A 19,158-nucleotide genomic window follows, 5' to 3' on the forward strand; every position below is an offset into this window, starting at 1 on the left:
CCCCCTGGCACCCCGTCAGCGGGCGCGGAGGGCCGGGTGGTCGGCGACGACGGTGCAGCTGCCGGGGGCGATCTCGGTGAAGCCGGCGTCGCGGACCACCGGGAGGCGGCCGTCGGTGAGGGTGGGCCAGTCGGCGGCGGAGGCCTTCCTGACGGCCAACGGGAAACCGCTTTCCGCCCACTCCTTGCGCTGCGCGTCGTCCAGCTGCCACCAGGCGAGCTGCGCGGCGTGGCCGGTCTGCGCCATGGTCTTGCCGGCGCTCATCTCCAGCTCCGGGTTGAGCCACAGCACGGGGACACCCTCGGGCGCGGGGCCGGGCGGGTCGGAGTCGTCGAGTTCGGTGCCCGAGACCTGCAGCTTGGCGAGTTCCTTGGGCCAGCCGTCCAGCGGGACCGGCGGGAAGACCCGCACCTCGGCGCTCTCGCCGGTGACGGTGATGCCGGGCAGCTCGCCGGCCTTGCGCCACTCACCGCCGCGGGCCCGCCGCACCACCTTGCGGATCCGGGCGTCCTCCCAGGCCCGGACGCGCTCCGCCCACTCGCCGTCGTCGGCCGTGACCCGCGGGTCGGACAGCAGGGTGAGCACGGCGCGCGCGGAGGTCTCCAGGGCGTCGGTCCGGCCGGGCGGGGTGGCCCGCTCCAGGCGCACCACCAGCGGCAGCACGTACTGGTCGTGGGAGTCCCGGTCCTCGGCGCCGCCGCCGACCGCGGGAGCGGCGGCGGGAGCTGCGGCCGGAGTGGCGGCGTCGGGGGCCTCGGCAGTCGGTTCGTTCGGTGAGCTCACCCGTCCAGCATGCCAGCTCAGCGCCGGTAGCCCCGCCCGGGGTCGCGCTCCTCGGCGTCCTGGTAGCCGAGGAACCAGCCCTCGGGATGGGTGGCGGCGAGGAGTTGGTCGATCCGCTCCCCGGTGCCCAGGCCGTCGTCCTCGTCCTCCTCGGGGCCGTAGACGCCGAAGAGTTCGTCGCTGCAGCCGTCCCAGTCGTAGTCGTACAGGTCGGCGGGCAGGTCGCCCATCATGTCGGCCACGGACTCGGGTTGGGAGCCGAGCAGCAAGCGGGCGTCGGCGAGCGCGAGGCGCAGCGCGACGTCCTCGGCGAGGCTGCGGGGCAGTGGCCATTCGCCGAGGGCGAGGTCGTCGGCGAGGTCGTCGAAGGCGCGGGCGAAGGCGCGTCGCCAGCCGCGGTGCAGGTTCCAAGTACGTTGCTGGAGGCGGCCGAAGACGGTCCAGTCTCCGTCGTCGACGACGGTGACGGGGTCGTCGCCGTGTTCGTCGAGGTCTTCGTAGGCGGCGTCGGAGAGGCTGATCAGCTGGGTGTGCAGCAGACACGCGGTGCGCGGGGTGAGGGTCCAGTCACCGGTGTCGCTGTCGTCGTCGAGCGGGAAGAGTTCGGCGAAGTCGGGGGCGAAGTCGTCGGTGACGCTGATCTCCAGGGTGCCGCCGAGGGCTTCGATGCCGGGGATGGCGGCGACCAGCCGGTCGGGGTGGAGCAGCGCGCCGAGGGCCGCGTTGGGGTCCTCGGAGACTTCCCGCAGCAGTTGGCTGCGCTGCCCGTCGGGGTCGATCCCGGCGAAGTCGAGGTCTTCGACGGCCGCCTGCGCGGCGGCCCGCAGCGCCGGCCAGTCGGTGATCCGGATGCCCAGCACCACGGTGGCCTCGATCTCCTGCGCGCCGGAGTCCTCTGCCGCGCCCGGCCCTTGTGGATGATCGCTTCGCTCGCCCATGCCTCAAGGTTGACAAACCCGGGGGTCCGGTGTCCATCTGCTCTCCGGATCCGATGCCGAAGGGCCTCGCCGGGGCGGTGCGGAATACGCTTTCCCGGCGTGCCGGACCGGAGTGCGGACCGGGCGTTGACGGAAGGTGGAGCACATGAGTGAACTGAACGATTTCGGCGGCGGCCAGGACCCGTCCGGCGGCGTGCTGGTGGTCACCACCAACGATGTGCCGGGCTACAAGGTGGATCGGGTGATCGGTGAGGTATTCGGGCTGACGGTCCGTTCGCGGCACATCGGCTCGCAGATCGGCGCGGGCCTGAAGTCGCTGATGGGCGGCGAGTTGAAGGGTCTCACCAAGACGCTGGTGGAGACCCGGAACCAGGCGATGGACCGGCTGGTCGAGCAGACCCGGGCGCGCGGCGGCAACGCCGTGCTGATGATGCGGTTCGACGTGACGGAGGCCGCGGACGTCGGCACGGAGGTGTGCGCGTACGGCACCGCGGCGGTCATCTCCCCGATCGGCTGACCTGATCAACTGACCTCGGACAACGGTCGCAGACGACCACAGGCCGGTCGTCTCGTCCGACAGTCGGCCGATCCGACAGTCGGTAAAGCGATTGACACTGCTCACGGGTGCATTAGAGCCTCGCTGCCGGACCTTCCCGCGCACCGCCAGGAGCACCCGTGAGCACTCCGTTGAACCCCGTCACCCCGCCGCCCGGCCCGAGGGTCGCGTACGCCACCTGCCGGGGCATCGAGGACGTCGAGCTGCTCCCCGTGCTGGCCGCGTTCGCCCGGGCCGGGGTGGCCGCGGAGGCCGTGTTCTGGGACGACCCGGAGGTCGACTGGGGCGGCTACCAGCTGGTGCTGATCCGCAGCGTCTGGGACTACATCCTGTACCGGGACGCGTTCCTGGCCTGGTCCCGCCGGACGGCCGCGCTGACCCGGGTGGCCAACCCGGTGTCGGTGCTGGAGCGCAACACCGACAAGACCTACCTGCGCGACCTGGCCGGGGCCGGGGTGCCGATCGTCCCCACCGTCTGGGTCGCCCCGGGCGAGGAACTCGCCGGCGCCGACTGGCCGGAGCTGGTGGTGAAGCCGACGGTCTCCTCCGGCGCCCGCGACACCGTGCGCACCGCCGACCGCGCCGAGGCCGTCGCGCACGTCGCCGCCCTCACCGCCGCCGGCCGCACCGCGATGGTGCAGCCGTACCTGCCGATGGTCGAGGTCGAGGGCGAGACCTCCCTGCTGTTCCTGGGCGGCGAGTTCAGCCACGCGGTGCGCCGCGGCCCGATGCTCGGCGGCGGCTTCGAGGACGCCGCCCGTGAGCCCGACGCCGACCAACTCGCCCTCGCCGAAAGGGTTCTGGCGGCCGTCCCGGAGCGCGACGAGCTGCTGTACGCCCGGGTCGACCTGGTGCGCCTGCCGGACGGGCGGCCGGTGCTGATCGAGCTCGAACTCACCGAGCCCCGGCTGTTCCTGGACCTGCGCCCGGACGGCCCGGAGGCGCTGGCCGCCGCCGCGCTGCGCCTGCTGCCGGGCGGCGGGAACACCCGGCCGCGGGCCGTTGTTCCACGGCCGTGACCATTGACCGTGCAACGATCGCTCCCGAGGGGCCGGCCCGCGAGGATCCGACCCCCGAGGGGCCGGCCCGCGAGGTGGACGCGCTGGTGATCGGCGCGGGCCAGGCCGGCCTGTCCGCCGCCTACCACCTGCGCCGCCGCGGCTTCGCCCCGTACACCGGCTTCGTGGTACTGGACGCGGACGACGCCCCCGGCGGCGCCTGGGCGCACCGTTCCCCGTCGCTGACGATGGCCACCGTGCACGGCTTCCACGACCTGCCCGACTTCGACCTGCCCGCCACCGACCCGGCCACCGAGGCCCGGGTCGCCGTGCCGGGCTACTTCGCCGCGTACGAGGCCCGGCACGCCCTGCCGGTGGTGCGGCCGGTGAAGGTCCTCGCGGTGCGCGACCGGCCGGACGGGCGGCTGCTGGTCGAGACCGATTCCGGCAGCTGGATCACCCGGGCGCTGCTGAACGCCACCGGCACCTGGACGCGGCCGTTCCTGCCGCGCTACCCGGGCCGCTTCGCGGGCCGCCAGCTGCACTACGCGGACTACCGGGGCCCGGCGGAGTTCGCGGGCCTGCGCGTGCTGGTGGTCGGCGGCGGCGCGTCGGCGATCCAGGTGCTGTCGGAGGTCGGCGCGGTCGCCGGGACGGTGTGGGTGACGCGGACCGAACCGGTGGTCCACCAGGGGCCGTTCACCCCCGAGTACGGCCGCGAGGTGGTGGCCAGGGTGGCGGAGCGGGTCGAGGCGGGCCTGCCGGTGCGCAGCGTGGTCTCGGTGACGGGCCTGGGCCCGAGCGTCGCCTACCGCCGGGCCGAGGAGCTCGGCGTGCTGAACCGCCGGCCGATGTTCGACCGCCTCACCGAGCACGGAGTCGCCTGGGGCGACCGGGAGTTGCCGGTGGACGCGATCATCTGGGCGACGGGTTTCCGCGCCGAGCTCACCCACCTCGCGCCGCTGGCGCTGCGCGGCCCGGGCGGCGGCATCCGGATGTCGGGCACGCACGTCGCCGACGACCCGCGCGTCCACCTGCTGGGCTACGGCCCGTCGGCGTCCACGGTGGGCGCCAACCGGGCCGGTCGCGCAGCGGTCAACGAGATCGTCCACCTGCTGCGCGACAGCGAGCCCGCACCGGCCCTCGTGTAGGGCCTGTCCGGCCGATCTTTCCGGACCGGCCCTGGCGCGGGTCAGCGGTCGTAGTCCACGGTGACCTGGTCGGAGACCGGCCGGGCCTGGCAGGTCAGTACGTAGCCGGCGGCGAGTTCGGACTCCTCCAGCGCGAAGTTGCGGCGCATCTCGACCTTGCCCTCGCACAGCAGCGCCCGGCAGGTGCCGCAGACGCCGCCCTTGCACGCGAACGGCAGGTCGGGGCGGGCGCGTTGGGCGCCGTCCAGGATGGAGCGGTCGCGCGGCAGGGCGAGCGTGCTGGAGCGCCCGTCGAGCACCAGCGTGACCTCGCTGGCCGCGGCGTCGGGGACGGGTTCCAGGTGCCGTTCCTCGGCCTGCTCGTCCTCGGCGTGGAACAGCTCCTGGTGCACCCGCCCGGCGGGGACGCCGAGTTCGGCGAGCAGGTCCTTCGTGCCGGCCACCATGCCCAGCGGCCCGCACAGCCACCAGTGGTCGACCGCGGGGACGTCCACCAGGGCCTCCAGCAGCGCCTTGACCCGGTCGGGGTCGAGGCGGCCGGTGAGAAGTTCGGCGTCCCGGCTCTCCCGGGACAGCACGTGGACCAGCTGGAAGCGGCCCAGGTGGAGGTCCTTCAGGTCGGCCAGCTCGTCGGCGAACATCACGGTGTCGCTGCGCCGGTTGCCGTACAGCAGGGTGACCCGCGAGTCGGGGTGGCCGGCCAGCACGGAGGCGGCGATGGACAGCATCGGGGTGATCCCGGAGCCCGCCGCGATCAGCACGTGCTCGCCGGGCTCGGCCGGGTCGGCGGTGAACATCCCGCTGGGGGGCAGGACTTCGACCGTCTCGCCGACCGCGGCCTGGTCGACCAGCCAGTGCGAGAACAGCCCGCCGGGCACCTCGCGGACGGCGATCCGCAGCGGCCCGCCGACCGGCGAGCACAGCGAGTACGAGCGGCGTTCGTCCACCCCGTCGACGATCCGGCGCAGCGTCAGCGTCTGCCCGGGCTTGAACGTGAACTCCTCGGCCAGCGCGGGCGGGACCTCGAAGGTCACCGCGACGGCGTCCTCGCAGAGCCGTTCCAGGTTGCCGATCGGCAGCGGGTGGAACTGCGGGCGGCGGGCGGCCATCAGATCTCCTTGATCCGGTCGAAGGGTTCGCGGCAACTGCGGCACCGCCACAGCGACTTGCAGGCGGTGGAGCCGAACCGGGACAGCTCCTCGGTGTCGGTGGAGCCGCACTGCGGGCAGTGCACGGCCAGCCGGGTCGGGCCGAGTGTCAGCAGCCCACCGGGAACCGGCGGGGCGATGCCGGCCTCGGCGAGCTTGCGGCGGCCCTCGGCGCTGATCCGGTCGCTCGACCACGGCGGGTCGATCCGCAGCCGCACCTCGACGTGCTCGAATCCGGCCGCGCGCAGCCGCCGGGCGACGTCGCCGGCCATTTCGGCGACCGCCGGGCAGCCGGAGTAGGTGGGGGTGATCCAGGCGGTGACCGTCCCGTCGTGCTCCTCGACGTCGGCGAGGATGCCCAGGTCGGCCAGGGTGAGCATGGGCAGTTCGGGGTCGGGCACGGCGGCGGCGACCTCCCTGGCCCGTTCGACGGTGGTCACCATGTCGCCCCCGGGTGCGCCCTGGCGACCACCTGGAGCTCCGCCAGCAGCGGGCCGAGCTCCTCGGTGTGCACGCCGTGCCGCCCGGCCCGCCCGTTGACGTACGCCCGCGGCGCGGCCTCGGGCACGCTCAGCGTGGCGACGCCCAACACCCCTGCGAGACGGTCCAGTACGGGTTCGCGCAGCTGCAACGGGTCGACGCCGAGCCGCAGTTCGACCTCGTGCGGGGTGAACAGCTCGTCCAGCCACGGCCACAGCGCGTCCAGCGCGTCCTGCATCCGCCGCCGCGAGTGCTCCGTGCCGTCGCCGAGCCGCAGCACCCAGGACTGCGCGTACTCCCGGTGGTACGCCAACTCCTTGACGCCGAGCGCCGCGACGGCGGCCAGCACCGGGTCGGCGTGGTCGGCGAGCCGGCGGTACAGCTCCTCGCGGGCGGTGGCGAACATCAGCAGCCGGGCCACGCACTGGGCGAAGTCGCCGTTCTCCAGCTCCACCAGCCGCACGTTGCGGTAGTCGAACTCGTCGCGCCAGTAGGCGAGTTCGTCCTCGTTTCGGCCGGTGCCGTCGAGCTGCCCGGCCCGGGTGAGCAGTCGGCGGGCCTGTCCGAGCAGGTCGAGGCCGAGGTTGGCGAGCGCGACCTCTTCCTCCAACTCCGGTGCGCGGGTGACCCATTGGATCAGCCGCTGGGACAGCACCAGTGCGTCGTCGCCCAGCATCAGGCAGTACGCCGCGAGGTCCGCCGGGTCGATGCCCGACGGCGGCGCGGCGTCCACGCCCAGCAGCGGATCGGCGAACCCCGTGCCGTAGGCCCAGCGGGCCTCGCCGTCCGGCTCACCCGCGGCGTCGGACAGTGAGAGGTACACGTGGTCGTCGGTCATGTCGCCTTCCCTGCTTGATCACTGACGGTGCGTCAGATGTGCGGAACGTCCTCGGGGATCGGGTAGAACGTGGGGTGCCGGTACACCTTGTCGCCGCTCGGCGCGAAGAACGGGTCCTGCTCGTCCGGGCTGGACGCGGTGATCGCGTCCGAGCGGACCACCCACAGGCTCACCCCCTCGTTGCGCCGGGTGTACAGGTCCCGTGCCGCCAGCAGCGCCATCCGGTCGTCCGCCGCGTGCAGCGATCCCACGTGCACGTGGTTCAGACCCCGTCGCGGCCGCACGAACACCTCGTACAGCGGCCAGGACGCCCGTTCCCCGCTCATTCCGCACTCCCCTTCCGCGCCGCGTGCTTGGCCGCGTACGCCGACGCCGCCTCGCGCACCCAGGCGCCGTCCTCGTGGGCGGTGCGCCGCCGGTCGATCCGCTGCGCGTTGCACGGCCCCTGGCCCTTGATCACCTGCATCAGCTCCGACCAGTCCGGCTCGCCGAAGTCCCAGCTGCCGCGTTCCTCGTTCCAGGCGAGCGCCGGGTCGGGCAGTGTCACCCCGAGGTGCTCGGCCTGCGGAACGGTCATGTCGACGAAGCGCTGCCGCAGGTCGTCGTTGCTGTGCCGCTTGATCCGCCACGCCATCGACCGCTCGCTGTTCGGCGACGCCCCGTCCGGCGGGCCGAACATCATCAGCGACGGCCACCACCAGCGGTCCACCGCGTCCTGCACCATCCGGCGCTGAGCCTCGGTGCCGGCCATCAGCGTCATCAGCAGCTCGTAGCCCTGCCGCTGGTGGAAGGACTCCTCCTTGCAGATCCGCACCATCGCCCGCGCGTACGGCCCGTAGCTGCACCGGCAGAGCGGCACCTGGTTGCAGATCGCCGCGCCGTCCACCAGCCAGCCGATCACGCCGACGTCGGCGAACGTCAGCGTCGGGTAGTTGAAGATCGACGAGTACTTCTGCCGCCCGTCGATCAGCTTCTCGGTCAGCTCGGCCCGGTCCACCCCGAGCGTCTCCGCCGCCGCGTACAGGTACAGCCCGTGCCCGGCCTCGTCCTGTGCCTTCGCCAGCAGGATCGCCTTGCGCCGCAGCGACGGCGCCCGGGTCAGCCAGTTGCCCTCCGGCTGCATCCCGATGATCTCCGAGTGGGCATGCTGCGCGATCTGCCGCACCAGCGTCGCCCGGTACGCCTCCGGCATCCAGTCCCGGGGCTCCACCCGCTGCTCGTTGGCGATCACCGCCTCGAACCGCGACTGTGCTTCCGCGGTAGCCTCCACCACCCACCTCCCGACTGACCGTTCGGTCGGTTCCATTCTGTACACAGGGCGCACCCCGTGACAAGCACGGTCACGAAACCGGCGGCGCGGGCAGCCGCACGGTGAACACCGATCCCTCCCCCACCGTGCTGGCCACCCGGACCTCGCCCCCGTGCAGCTCCACGATCTTGCGCACGATCGCGAGCCCGAGCCCGCTCCCCCCGCTGCGCCGACTGCGTGACCTCTCCGCCCGCCAGAACCGTTCGAACACCAGCGGCAGGTCCTCCGCCGCGATCCCGCTGCCCGTGTCCGCGACCTCGATCAGCACCGCGTCCGTCCCGCGCCGTGCCCGCAGCACCACGCTGCCGCCCGCCGGCGTGTACCGGACGGCGTTGGACACCAGGTTCCCCAGCGCCTGCCGCAGCCGCACCGGATCCGCGAACACCTCCGGCGCCTCCGCCTCGACGGTCAGCGCCACCTCGCCCGCCCGGGCCCCGTGCGCGCTCGCGACCTGCCCCAACATCTCGTCCACGTCCACGAGTTCGCGGTACAGCACGAGCTCCCCCGCATCGGCCGCCGCCAGGTCCCGCAGGTCGTCGATCAGGTGCTGCAGCAGCATCGCCTCCTCCAGCAGCGAACCCGTCAACGCCCGGTCCGCGGTCGCCACCCCGTCCTCCACGGCCTCCAGCCACCCGCGGATGTTGCTGAGCGGGGTGCGCAGCTTGTGCGCGATGTCGCCGACCATCGCCTTGCGCAGCTCCTCCAGCTGCCCCCGCCGCTCCGCCATCGCGTTGAACGCGGCCGCGAGCCCGGAGATCTCGTTCCGCCCGGTCACCCGCACCCGCGCCGTGAGGTCCCCGTCGGCCATCCGCCGGGCCGCGTGGGTGAGCGCGTGCAGCGGCTTGGACAGCCGGAGCCCGACCGCCACGGTGACGGCCACCGTCACCGCCAGCACCAGCGCCGACACCTCGGTGACCCGCCCGGGGTGGGCGGCTGTCAGCACGGGCGGCCCGCCGGAGGAGGCGGCGGTCGGCGTGCCGACGAACAGCAGCACGGGCGGCGCCACGTACTGGACGAGCTGCTGCCGCCGGGCGTTGGTGACGCACGCGGACGTCGCCCGGTCCTGCCCGGAGTCGTCGGGCGCCCCGTCCGGCCCGAGCGACAGCGTGACGGGCCGGAGCTGCCGGCGTGCCAGGCAGGCGTTGGCGAGGTCGGTGAGGTCGGCCAGGGCGGCCGCCTCGGTGCGGGTGGGGGCGCTCACCACCAGGGGGGTCGTGCAGCGCCTGCCGAGGGTCCGGCCGTCGGCGGTGCGCAGCTGCGGCCGCCCGGCGAGGTCGTCCACGACGGTCGCCTCGACGCCGAGCAGCGAGCGCACGCAGCCGGCCTGCTGCTCCAGCTCGTTCCGCAGCGCCTCGTGCTCCTCCGCCGTCAGCCGGAACGGCCCCACCGCCCGGACGTCGATCCGGTCGGCGGGCGCGTCGGGCAGCATCGCGAGGTCGACGGAGAGCGGGTCGACGATGGCCGTCGGCGTCCGGTCCGCCGCGAGGCCCTGGACGGGCGGCCCGGCAGCCGCCGAGTCGACGACCGGTTCGAAGCGCGGCGTGGCGAGGACGATGCGCTGCCCGGTGGCGGCCGCGAGCTGCCGCACGGTGTCCTGCGCGCCGCTCCAGTCGGGGTGGGTGGCGGCGTAGCCGAGCAGCTGCCGGTAGATCCGGGTGTGGTCCGCGACGGCCTGGGTCTGTTCCTGCTGGATCGCGCCGGTGGTGGTGCGGGCGGCCAGCCAGGCCGTCGCGGCGATGGAGCAGAGCGACACCAGCGCGGAGAGGGCGAGCAGCCGGGCAGTCAGGCTGCGGCGCAGCGGGGTGTCACGGCGCAAGGCGCGGCACCTCGGCGATCTTGTAGCCGATGCCGTAGACGGTCAGCAGGGTGGTGGGGCGGCGTGGCTGCGGTTCGATCTTGCGGCGCAGGTTCATCACGTGGGTGTCGACGGTGCGGGCGGTGGTGTACCGGTCGATGCCGTTCAGGTGTTCCAGCAGTTGGGCCCGGGTGAAGACCCGGCCGGGCCGGCCGGCCAGCACCTCCAGCAGCCGGAACTCGGCGGGGGTGCAGTCGACGGGCCGTCCGTGCGCGGTGATTTCGTGGCGCAGCGGGTCGACGGTCAGCGGCCCGACGCTCAGCACCCCGGTCGCCGGGGCCTCGCGGATCGCGGCGGCGGAGCCGCGGCGCAGCAGCGCGCGGACCCGGGCGACGAGTTCGCGGGGGCTGTAGGGCTTGGTGAGGTAGTCGTCGGCGCCGAGGTCGAGGCCGAGCAGCAGGTCGTCCTCGGCGGTGCGGGCGGTCAGCATCAGGACCGGCAGGGCGGACTCGGCGCGCAGTGCCCGGCAGACGTCGAGGCCGTCGAGCTCGGGCATCATCACGTCCAGGACCAGGAGTTGGGCCGTTCCGAGGCGGGCCTCGCGGAGCGCGGCGCGGCCGTCGTGGACGACGACGACCTGGTGTCCTTCGCGTTCCAGGTACCGGCGGACGAGGTCGGCCTGTTTGGGGTCGTCCTCGGCGACGACGACATGTGCACACATGCCGATGATCGTAGAACGGCCTGCACTTGACGGTCCGTCGGTCGCGGTCCGGACCGCGGGCACCGCTTCCGGACCGGTTCCTGACAACTTCCTGACACCGACCGGCCAGTGTGGCGGAGTCCGCCGGGACGATTCCCGGTTCCGCTCCGAAAGGCCTCCGTGTGAAGTCCTCGCTCCGCCTGCTGCCCCTCGGGGCGGCCCTGGCCCTGTCCTTCCTCCCCGTCCCCGCCATGGCCGCACCCGCCGGCCACGCAGCCCCGAGCGTCGCGGAGCGGGACGTGATGCCGCACCTGCGCGCCCTGCAGCAGATCGCCGACCGCAACGGCGGCAACCGCGCGCACGGCACCCGGGGGTACACGGAGTCGGTGGCGTACGTCCGGCACGCGCTGGACCGGGCCGGGTTCCGCACCGAGCTCCGCCGCTTCGAGGCCGACGGCCGGGCCGGCTACAACCTGATCGCCGACTGGCCGGGCGGCGACCCGCGCCACGTGCTGCTCACCGGCGCCCACCTGGACAGCGTCGAGCAGGGCCCGGGCATCAACGACAACGGCTCCGGCTCGGCCTCGGTGCTGGCCGCCGCCCTCAAGGTCGCCGAGGCCCGGCTGAAGCCCGCCCGGCACCTGCGGTTCGCCTGGTGGGGAGCGGAGGAGGGCGGGCTGTTCGGCTCCGCGAACTACGTCGACGGCCTGTCCGCCGCCGACCGCAGCGCGATCGACCTCTACCTCAACTTCGATCAGACCGGCAGCCGGAACACCCGGCAGTGGCTCGTGGTGCAGGACGGGCCGGGGGCCGACGAAGCGGCCGGGCAGGCCTTCGCCTCCTGGTTCGCGGCCCGCGGGCTCGCCACCTTCGACATCGGCGTCGGCGGCTCCGACAACGAGTCGTTCGGCAAGGCGGGCATCCCGTCCTCCGGCTTCAGCACCGGCATTTCGGACTGCATCCACGAGGCCTGCGACAACCTCGCCAACGTCGACCCGGCCACCGAGACCACCAGCACCAACGCCCTGATCGGCGTGGTGTGGCAACTCGCCGCCACCACCCGCCCCTGACCGCCTCACACCCCGGGACACCCTGATGCGCACACGACGCACCGCCACCGCCCTCGCGATCGCGACCGCCCTCGGCGTCGCCCTGACCGCCCTGCCCGCGTCGGCGGCCACCGGCCTCGGCGACCCGTACTTCCCCGACGACGGCAACTCCGGCTACGACGTGGGACATTACGACGTCCGGATCGCCTACGACCCGGCCCGCACCGACCACCTCGACGGCGACACCACCGTCACCGCCCGCGCCACCCGGGCCCTCGACCGCCTCAGCCTGGACCTGAAGGGCTTCACGGTCGCCTCGGTCACCGTCAACGGCACGCCGGCCCGCTCGTTCTCCCGTTCCGGCGCGCACAAGCTGAACGTCGTCCCGGCGCAACGAGTCGCCAGGGGCGCCGAGTTCACCGTCCGCGTCAGGTACGCGGGGAGGCCCGACGCCGAGGGCTGGCACACCCTGGCCGACGGCGGCGCGAACGTGGCGGGCGAACCGCACTCCGCGACCTCCTGGTACCCGTCCAACGACCACCCGTCGGACAAGGCCACCTTCTCCCTCACCGCGACCGTCCCGAACGGCTGGACCGCCATCGGCAACGGCCTGCCCGGCCCGACCACCACGGGCAACGGCACCACCACCTTCCGCTGGAACGAGGACCGCCCGCTGGCGACCTACCTCAGCACCGTCGCCATCGACCGCTTCACCGTCCACCGCGCCCAACTCCCCGACGGCACACCGGTCATCACGGCCTACAGCCCGGACGCCACCGTCGACCCGGCGGCGGAGGCCGAACAGCAGGAGATCCTGACCTTCCTGGCCTCGAAGTTCGGCCCCTACCCGTTCTCCTCGGCCGGCGCGATCATCGTCGGCATGCCCCGGGACCCGGGACCCGGCCCGATCGCCCTGGAGACCCAGAGCCGGCCCACCTACAGCGGTGCCTTCTTCGACGCGGCGGTCGTCCACGAGAACGCCCACCAGTGGTTCGGCGACAGCGTCTCCTTCACCGACTGGCGCGACGGCTGCCTCGCCGAGTGCTTCGCCCAGTACGCCAACCAGCTGTGGGAGGAGCACAAGGGCGCCGACCTCGACACCGGCTTCTACGCCTCCGAGATCGCCGCCAACCGGGACAACCCCGCCTACTGGTCAACCAAGCTCTACGACCCCGGCGCGGGCAAGGAACTCGACTCCGGCCTCTACTTCAAGGGCGCCCTGATGCTCCACGCCCTCCGCCGCACCGTCGGCGACGACGCCTTCTTCACCACCCTCCGCCGCTGGACCGCCGAACACGCCTACGGCAACGCGTCGTTCCCCCAGTTCGAGGCCCTGGCCGCAAAGGTCTCCGGCCAGGACCTCACCCCCTTCTTCACCGCCTGGGCCCACAGCACGACCCGCCCCGCGGACCAGTACCTGTTTCCCAACCATTGAGAGTGCGCGACCAGGGAGAGCACAACCAGGGGCGCGGGGAACTGCGCGAGGGGGAACGCGCCGACCGCAAGATCGCGACGCGGGCAATGACTTGCATGTGCTCGCGACCTTACGGATCCGTCGGCGCTTGTCGCGCAGTTCGCCCTCAGCCCCGCCCCCTCACTTCAAGCGAGGCAACGGCACCGCAAGCAGAGCCGCCAGCAAGGCAATTCGCGGTCCCAGCTGATCGATCCGCACATGCTCCTGCCGCGCGTGCGGCCCAGCACCCACCGCGCCCAGCCCGTCCAGCGTCGGCACTCCTCGCGCCCCGGCGAGGTTGGTGTCGCCCGCCCCGCCCGCCGGCGCCCCGTCGAGGTGCTGGCCGAGCGCCGCCGCGAGCGAGCGGACGTGCCGCAGCAGCGGATTCGCGGGCCGTTCGGGCCACGCGGGCCGCGAGGACAGCACCTCGGTGCGGACGTTCGCGCCGGGCCGGTTCGCGGTCAGGTGGGCGAGCGTGTCGAGGGTGCGCAGCTGGGCTTCGGTGGTGGCGAAGCGCAGCCCGATCTCGGCCTGGGCGCGGCCGGCGACGACGTTGGCGCGGGTGCCGCCGTCGATGCGTCCGGTGTTGAGTTCGGTGCCGGGCTGCCGGGTGAGGCCGCGGACGGCGATGAGTTGGTCGACGAGTTCGTCGATCGCGGAGATGCCGTCGGCGGCGTCGTTGCCGGCGTGCGCCTCGCGTCCGGTGACGCTGAGGCGGACTCGGGCGGTGCCTCGGCGGGCGGTCTTGAGGCGGCCGTCGGGGTGGGCGGGTTCGAGTCCGAGGACGGCGGCCGCGCCGCGCAGGTGTTGTTCGAACAGGCGGCGGCCGTCGGGGCTGCCGATCTCCTCGTCGGAGACCACGATCATCCGCACGGGTCGGTGCGGGCGTTGGCCGAGGTCGGCGAGGAGGGCGAACGCGCCTTCCAGCAGGGCGAGTCCGCCCTTCATGTCGAGGACGCCGGGGCCGGTGAGGCGTCCGTCCTGTTCCTCGACGGGCCAGTCGGCGAGGGTGCCGGCGGGCCAGACGGTGTCGTGGTGGCCGACGACCAGCAGGTGCGGGAGGTCTTCGTGCCGGCCGGGCCAGTCGAGGACGAGGTGGTCGCCGTGGTCGCAGGCCTCGCGGGCGGCGGTGGCGCCGGTGGCGGTGTAGCCGGCGGCGAGTTCTTCGGCGAGGGTGTTCAGCCGGGGTGCGTCGCCGGACGGGGTTTCGATCCTGGCGAGGTCTTCGCAGCGTCTGCGGACGGCGGCCGCGAGGGTGCGGGCTCTGCTGGTCAGGGTGCGGGGCAGGCCCGGTAGTGCGGCGGTGGCCAACGCCGGTGCGGCGGTGGGCGGTTCGTCGTCGGTCTGGGGTGTGGCGCGGTGCGGCTCGGGGGCCACGGTATGGGCGCTCATCGTTCACCCCCGGTGGGGCGCGAGGCACTGGGAGGTATGGCGGGAACGGGCGTGGCGGGGATCTGTTGCGGTTCGGGGCTCGATTGTGGTGTCCGGTGCGATGTGGGGCTGGGCAGCACTGCGTCCTCCTCGCTTCGGTCCGCGGACCCCGGCTCGACCCGGGGTTCGCGGGGACGGTCGGTCTCCTCCTCGGTGCAAACGGGCGACCGTGGCAGGGACCGGGAAGCGAGCCTAGAAGATTCGTTCAGCTCCCTGCGAGGTGGCCTCCGCATGCGAACTCGCCGTCCGACCCGTCCTGATCGGCCCGGGAGGGGGCTGCGGCCCGGGGTCCGGTGCGCCGAGCGGGACGCGGATTGCGGGCACGTCCCGCTCTCACCTTGAACCCGCGAGGGCGAATCGGCAGCACGAATCGCCCACGATCGAGCGAACCCCGCCCGATGGGTGACGCCCGTAATCGGTTCGACGGGCGCCCTCGTGGCTGGCCAGAATCGGCGACGTCCGTCCGTTCGCCGAGGAGTCGCCGAGGAGTCTCCATGTCCCGCACCGTCCCGCCGCCCGTCCTCGACAGCCTGCGCGGCCTGGCCCTGGGGGATGCCTTCGGCGACCGCTGGTTCCACCCGCCGGTGGACGAGGCCTCGGCGGAGGTCGCGTCCCGGCTGGTGCGCCCGGGGCCGTGGCACTGGACGGACGACACCGCGATGGCGCTCGTCCTGGTGTGCCACCTGCGCGCGCACGGGGAGGTCCGATCGGCGGCGCTGGCACGGGAGTTCGCGGCGGAGTACACGGCGGTGCCGCACCGCAAGTACGGGCCGTCGATGCATCAGGTGCTGCGCGCGGTGCACGCGGGCGAGGACCATGTCGCCGTCACGGGTGCGCTGTTCGGCGGTCAGGGCTCGCACGGCAACGGCGCGGCGATGCGGGTCGCGCCCCTCGGCGCGTGGTTCGCGGACGATCTCGCGGTCGTCGCCGAGCAGGCCGAGCGTTCCGCCCGGGCCACCCACGCGCACCCGGAGGCCGTGGCGGGGGCGCAGGCGGTCGCGCTGGCGGCGGCGCTGGCCGTCCGCTCGCGCGGCGAACTGGCCGTCCCCCGGGCGGAGTTCCTGCACGAGGTGGCGTCGCTGCTGCCGGCCACGGACGTGCGGTCGGGTCTGCGGATCGCCGCGCGTCTGCCGGCGGGAACCAGCGTCCGGCACGCGGCGGTGGTGCTCGGCTCGGGCCACCTGGTCTCGGCGCAGGACACCGTCCCGTTCGCCCTGTGGTCCGCCGCCGGGCACCTCGACGACCTGGTCGAGGCGCTCTGGGGGACGGTCGCCGGCTGGGGCGACATGGACACCACCTGCGCGATCGCCGCCGGTGTGGTCGCCGCCCGCTCCGGCACGGACGCCGTCCCGCCCGCCTGGTCCGCCGCGCAGGAGCCGCTGCCGGACCTCTGACCCGCCGATCCGCACAAGACTCCGCACAAGACCTCCGAAAAAGACCGAGCCCCGGCCGAACTCCTCGGCCGGGGCTCCCTGTTGGCGGTGCGCGTCAGTCGCGGGACTTGCCGAACAGCAGCCGGTAGACGATGAGCAGGACCAGGGCTCCGGCGATCGCGGAGATCCATGTCGGCAGGTCGAAGAAGTGCACGTTCACCGACTTGTGCAGGATCTTCGAGGACAGCCAGCCGCCGATGAAGGAGCCGGCGATGCCGATCAGGGTGGTGATGACGATGCCGCCCGGGTCCTTGCCGGGAAGCAGCAGCTTGGCGACGGCTCCGGCGAGGAGCCCGAGGATGATCCAACTGATGATGCCCATGCCGTTCTCCTGCCCTGCGCCACGAGGGCCAATCCCGTCGTGCTTCTCGTCGACAAGGACGAATGGCTCAGCCGTTCGGTTCCGGCCGGGTCGGTGCGCCTGCTGCGGTACCGTCCCCGGGACGAGAGGGGTGGCACGGTGCGGTGGAAGGTGTACGGGGAGCGCCCGGTGTACCAGGACCCGTGGCTGAACGTGTGGGTCGCGGACGTCGAACTCCCGGACGGGAAGCGCTTCGACCACCATCTGGTGAAGCTGCGCGACCTCGCGGTGGCGGCGGTGGTGAACGACCGCAGCGAGGTGCTGATGCTGTGGCGGCACCGGTTCATCACCGACACCTGGGCGTGGGAGCTGCCGATGGGCCTGGTCGAGGCCGGTGAGGACCCGGCGGCGGCCGCGGCCCGGGAGGCGCTGGAGGAGACCGGCTGGCGGGTGTCGGGCGTCCGCCCGCTGATCTACGCGCAACCGGCGGCGGGCATCACCGACTCCGAGCACTTCGTGTTCCGCGCCGACCCGGTGGAGCTCACCGGCCCGCCGACCGAGCAGAACGAGTCCGACCGGATCGCGTGGGTGCCGCTCGCCGACCTGCGCGGGATGATCGCCCGCCGCGAGATCGTCAGCAGCGCCACCCTGGTCGGCGTCCTCGCCCTGCTGCTCGACGCAACTCCCTGACCACCGAGGTCACTTCGGTCCCGGCGTGCCGATCGTCGCGACCGGCGCCGGACGGTGGCCCGTCGCGCCCGCCGTCCAGTGGATCAGCGCATGCACGTAGCGCACCGACGACTCGGCGTGGCGGCGCACTTGGGTGGGCCAGTGGGAGCCGCGGGCGATGCCGTCGGCGAGGAATTCGAGGGTGGTGAGTTCGGCGGCGCACAGGGCGGCGACCGTGGCGGCGGCGGCGTGGGGCGGGAGGCCGCGGTGGACTTCCAGGGCGCGCAGCAGGTGCCGGCCGGAGCCGAGGTCGTCGATCCAGCGGACGAGGTGCTGGAAGCGGGTCCGCAGGTCGGTGAGCTGGGGGTGGCGGTGCAGGTGGTCGGGCAGGTCGAGGCCGTGGGCGAGTTCCACCCACCCGGCCGCCCCGGTGCGACCGCCGTGCGTCAGGTACTGCGGAACGGTCAACGTCACGCCGGATTCCCGGCGGGCCAGTGAACTCTCCAGGTGGGAACGGAAGTCCGCGGCGCAGCGGGCCTGCCAGTCCGGCCCGGCCAGTGTCGTGCTCTCCCGCCACAGCCACTCGAACGCCCGCACCAGCCCCGCGGCCACGCCGTCCGTGTCCGTGTCCGTGTCCGTGCAGGTCCGCGTCCCCGGCACCTGACCGCCGCCCAGCAGGGCCTGGAGCGCGCCGACCGTCCGCCGTGCGATGCCGCTCTGCTCGCCGGCCCATCCGTCGGCGAGGTGCGAGTCGAGGATCCGGGTCAGCACCAGCCACTTGGTGGCGGCCCGCAGCCCGGGCCCGGCCGGGACGTCGCCCCAGCAGCGCGCGGCGAGGTCCAGGCTGCCGTCGGCGGGGGTGGCGAGGCCGGTGCCGGCGAGCCAGTGCGTGATCTCGGAGCGCAGCGCCTCGCCGTGCGGATGCGGCGCCAACGCGGGCGTCCGGGCGAGCAGTTCGGCGAGCGGCCCGGTCGTGGTGGCTGGACTCGTCATGGGCTGGCTCCTCCGCCGTTCGGGGGCGATCGACGTGACGAAGTCTGGTCGACCGCCCCCGGCGGACGGCGCAGAACCGGCGGCCGTTCCCCCGCCCGGCCGATCCGCCCCGATCGTCCGATCATGGGCCCGGTCGTGCCTGCCCGAGGGTGCACTGCCCGTCGTGGCACTCGCGTCGCAGCTTCCCCCGGGAAAGCGTCTGCGCCAGCCCGATCGCCCAGCACATCGGGCAGCCGCGCAGTGCGACCAGGCCGAGCGGCGCCAGCACCAGCGAGAGCGGTCCGGTCAGCGGCATCAGCGCGAACGCGGCGGCGATCCCCCCGAAGCCGATCCCGCCGCGCACCAGATGCCGCGTCAGCGAGGAACTGGCGAAGTCGTTCCGCCCGCTCATCGGGGGCCCGACCGGACAGGCCCGAGTTCGGCCCGGACGGAGGCTCGGACCGCGGCCCGGGCGCGGTGCAGCCGGGACTTCATCGCGGCGGTGCTCAGCCCGAGCGCCTCCGCGACCGCCGGCCCGGTCCAGCCCTGGAGGTCACGCATGATCAGCACCCGCCGCTGGTCGTCGGGCAGTGCGGCGATCGCCGCGCCGACCCGCGCGGTGTCCAGCCGTCGCAGCGCCTCCTGCTCGGCGGAGTCCACCGGCCCGGCCGGCAGCTCGGCCGCGGCGGGCAGCACGCGGATCCGCCGCAGGCACTCGCGGCGGACGATCCGGAACAGCCAGGACGCGAGCGCCCCGGTGGCCCGCAGCATGCCGATCCGCCGGTAGAGGATGATCAGCGCCTCCTGCGCGGCGTCCTCCGCATCCTCGGGGCTGGCGCACAACGAATGGGCGAACCGGCGCACCCGCGGGTGGGCGCCCGCCACCAGCGCGTCCAACGAGTCGGGGTCGCCGCACCGTGCGGCGTCGATGACCGCCGCGCTGGGCCAGTCCGTCTCAACCACGCCTGCCCCGCTTCGACTTGAGCACGAGCACGCAGGTGCAGATCAGCACTGCGCCGGCCCCGACGGCGATGGCCACCACCATGGGATTTCCTCCGAGCTGTCGCGTCCGGCGGCGGTCCGCCGGTCCATGTGCCCGTAAGAGAGGAGAACCCCCGAAAAGGATTCGGCCCGGGCCGGAGCAATGTTCCGGC

The 19,158-nt window shown here is 73.6% G+C and carries 21 protein-coding genes; 7 read left to right on the forward strand and 14 right to left on the reverse strand.

Annotation, left to right across the window (positions count from 1 at the left end):
- Window positions 1–15 precede the first annotated feature (15 nt).
- Window positions 16–783 carry an aminoacyl-tRNA hydrolase gene (locus tag AMK19_RS07565; protein ID WP_073809113.1) on the reverse strand — a complete coding sequence of 256 codons (768 nt, stop codon included), beginning with the start codon at window positions 781–783 and terminating at the stop codon, window positions 16–18.
- A 17-nt stretch (window positions 784–800) separates the two neighbouring features.
- On the reverse strand, window positions 801–1,721 hold the full coding sequence (locus AMK19_RS07570) for a hypothetical protein (protein WP_143200087.1): 921 nt from the start codon (window positions 1,719–1,721) through the stop codon (window positions 801–803).
- Between the two features lie 145 nt (window positions 1,722–1,866).
- On the opposite strand from AMK19_RS07570, the gene AMK19_RS07575 reads away from it, so the two are divergent.
- The 3 genes from AMK19_RS07575 to AMK19_RS07585 all read left to right on the forward strand — a co-directional run bounded on the left by AMK19_RS07575 (window position 1,867) and on the right by AMK19_RS07585 (window position 4,426).
- Complete coding sequence (locus AMK19_RS07575; protein ID WP_073809117.1) at window positions 1,867–2,238, forward strand: YbjQ family protein; 372 nt, start codon at window positions 1,867–1,869, stop codon at window positions 2,236–2,238.
- Between the two features lie 158 nt (window positions 2,239–2,396).
- The gene (locus AMK19_RS07580) at window positions 2,397–3,296 is read left to right on the forward strand and encodes an ATP-grasp domain-containing protein (protein ID WP_083646559.1); all 900 of its coding nucleotides are present in this window, start codon (window positions 2,397–2,399) and stop codon (window positions 3,294–3,296) included.
- A gap of 17 nt (window positions 3,297–3,313) precedes the next feature.
- Window positions 3,314–4,426 (forward strand): NAD(P)-binding domain-containing protein, encoded by a 1,113-nt coding sequence (locus AMK19_RS07585; RefSeq protein ID WP_073809666.1) that lies wholly within the window; start codon window positions 3,314–3,316, stop codon window positions 4,424–4,426.
- Between the two features lie 41 nt (window positions 4,427–4,467).
- On the opposite strand, the gene paaE is transcribed toward AMK19_RS07585, so the two are convergent.
- From paaE to AMK19_RS07620, 7 genes are read right to left on the reverse strand one after another with little or no spacing between them, the layout of a single operon-like run.
- The gene (gene paaE / locus AMK19_RS07590) at window positions 4,468–5,535 is read right to left on the reverse strand and encodes a 1,2-phenylacetyl-CoA epoxidase subunit PaaE (protein ID WP_073809119.1); all 1,068 of its coding nucleotides are present in this window, start codon (window positions 5,533–5,535) and stop codon (window positions 4,468–4,470) included.
- Complete coding sequence (gene paaD / locus AMK19_RS07595) at window positions 5,535–6,017, reverse strand: 1,2-phenylacetyl-CoA epoxidase subunit PaaD (protein ID WP_073809120.1); 483 nt, start codon at window positions 6,015–6,017, stop codon at window positions 5,535–5,537. The genes paaE and paaD overlap by 1 nt, the downstream gene beginning before the upstream one ends.
- Window positions 6,011–6,892 carry a 1,2-phenylacetyl-CoA epoxidase subunit PaaC gene (gene paaC / locus AMK19_RS07600; protein ID WP_073809122.1) on the reverse strand — a complete coding sequence of 294 codons (882 nt, stop codon included), beginning with the start codon at window positions 6,890–6,892 and terminating at the stop codon, window positions 6,011–6,013. Before paaC ends, paaD begins: the two co-directional genes overlap by 7 nt.
- Window positions 6,893–6,924: 32 nt before the next feature.
- Complete coding sequence (gene paaB, locus AMK19_RS07605; RefSeq protein ID WP_033257582.1) at window positions 6,925–7,218, reverse strand: 1,2-phenylacetyl-CoA epoxidase subunit PaaB; 294 nt, start codon at window positions 7,216–7,218, stop codon at window positions 6,925–6,927.
- A complete protein-coding gene (paaA, locus tag AMK19_RS07610) occupies window positions 7,215–8,198 on the reverse strand; it encodes a 1,2-phenylacetyl-CoA epoxidase subunit PaaA (protein WP_073809123.1) in 984 nt (327 codons plus the stop codon). The genes paaB and paaA overlap by 4 nt, the downstream gene beginning before the upstream one ends.
- 34 nt (window positions 8,199–8,232) lie before the next feature.
- On the reverse strand, window positions 8,233–10,017 hold the full coding sequence (locus tag AMK19_RS07615) for a sensor histidine kinase (RefSeq protein ID WP_073809125.1): 1,785 nt from the start codon (window positions 10,015–10,017) through the stop codon (window positions 8,233–8,235).
- On the reverse strand, window positions 10,007–10,717 hold the full coding sequence (locus tag AMK19_RS07620; RefSeq protein ID WP_073809126.1) for a response regulator transcription factor: 711 nt from the start codon (window positions 10,715–10,717) through the stop codon (window positions 10,007–10,009). The genes AMK19_RS07615 and AMK19_RS07620 overlap by 11 nt, the downstream gene beginning before the upstream one ends.
- A gap of 161 nt (window positions 10,718–10,878) precedes the next feature.
- Between AMK19_RS07620 and AMK19_RS07625 the strand changes: the two genes are divergently transcribed.
- Both AMK19_RS07625 and AMK19_RS07630 read left to right on the forward strand, forming a co-directional pair.
- Complete coding sequence (locus AMK19_RS07625) at window positions 10,879–11,766, forward strand: M20/M25/M40 family metallo-hydrolase (RefSeq protein WP_241844289.1); 888 nt, start codon at window positions 10,879–10,881, stop codon at window positions 11,764–11,766.
- Window positions 11,767–11,791: 25 nt separating this feature from the next.
- Window positions 11,792–13,180, forward strand: coding sequence for a M1 family metallopeptidase (locus tag AMK19_RS07630; RefSeq protein WP_073809132.1), 1,389 nt, complete (start codon window positions 11,792–11,794; stop codon window positions 13,178–13,180).
- Between the two features lie 159 nt (window positions 13,181–13,339).
- Here AMK19_RS07630 and AMK19_RS07635 read toward each other — a convergent pair whose 3' ends face one another.
- Window positions 13,340–14,590: a M20 family metallopeptidase gene (locus AMK19_RS07635; protein WP_083646560.1), complete on the reverse strand. Its 1,251-nt coding sequence runs from the start codon at window positions 14,588–14,590 to the stop codon at window positions 13,340–13,342.
- 533 nt (window positions 14,591–15,123) lie between these two features.
- On the opposite strand from AMK19_RS07635, the gene AMK19_RS07640 reads away from it, so the two are divergent.
- Window positions 15,124–16,023, forward strand: coding sequence for an ADP-ribosylglycohydrolase family protein (locus tag AMK19_RS07640; protein WP_073809134.1), 900 nt, complete (start codon window positions 15,124–15,126; stop codon window positions 16,021–16,023).
- A 94-nt stretch (window positions 16,024–16,117) separates the two neighbouring features.
- Here AMK19_RS07640 and AMK19_RS07645 read toward each other — a convergent pair whose 3' ends face one another.
- On the reverse strand, window positions 16,118–16,384 hold the full coding sequence (locus AMK19_RS07645; RefSeq protein WP_073809137.1) for a GlsB/YeaQ/YmgE family stress response membrane protein: 267 nt from the start codon (window positions 16,382–16,384) through the stop codon (window positions 16,118–16,120).
- A gap of 138 nt (window positions 16,385–16,522) precedes the next feature.
- Here AMK19_RS07645 and AMK19_RS07650 point away from each other — a divergent pair, with 138 nt between their 5' ends.
- A complete protein-coding gene (locus AMK19_RS07650) occupies window positions 16,523–17,053 on the forward strand; it encodes an NUDIX domain-containing protein (protein WP_073809672.1) in 531 nt (176 codons plus the stop codon).
- Between the two features lie 9 nt (window positions 17,054–17,062).
- Here AMK19_RS07650 and AMK19_RS07655 read toward each other — a convergent pair whose 3' ends face one another.
- From AMK19_RS07655 to AMK19_RS07665, 3 genes are all read right to left on the reverse strand, one after another.
- Entirely contained in the window at window positions 17,063–18,025 is a 963-nt protein-coding gene (locus AMK19_RS07655) for a terpene synthase family protein (RefSeq protein ID WP_073809139.1), read from the reverse strand.
- 121 nt (window positions 18,026–18,146) lie between these two features.
- Window positions 18,147–18,416, reverse strand: coding sequence for a hypothetical protein (locus AMK19_RS07660; RefSeq protein WP_073809141.1), 270 nt, complete (start codon window positions 18,414–18,416; stop codon window positions 18,147–18,149).
- Window positions 18,413–18,967, reverse strand: coding sequence for an RNA polymerase sigma factor (locus tag AMK19_RS07665; protein WP_073809142.1), 555 nt, complete (start codon window positions 18,965–18,967; stop codon window positions 18,413–18,415). Before AMK19_RS07665 ends, AMK19_RS07660 begins: the two co-directional genes overlap by 4 nt.
- Between the last annotated feature and the right edge of the window lie 191 nt (window positions 18,968–19,158).

It is taken from the genome of Kitasatospora sp. CB01950 (genome assembly GCF_001905465.1).
Taxonomy (GTDB): domain Bacteria; phylum Actinomycetota; class Actinomycetes; order Streptomycetales; family Streptomycetaceae; genus Kitasatospora.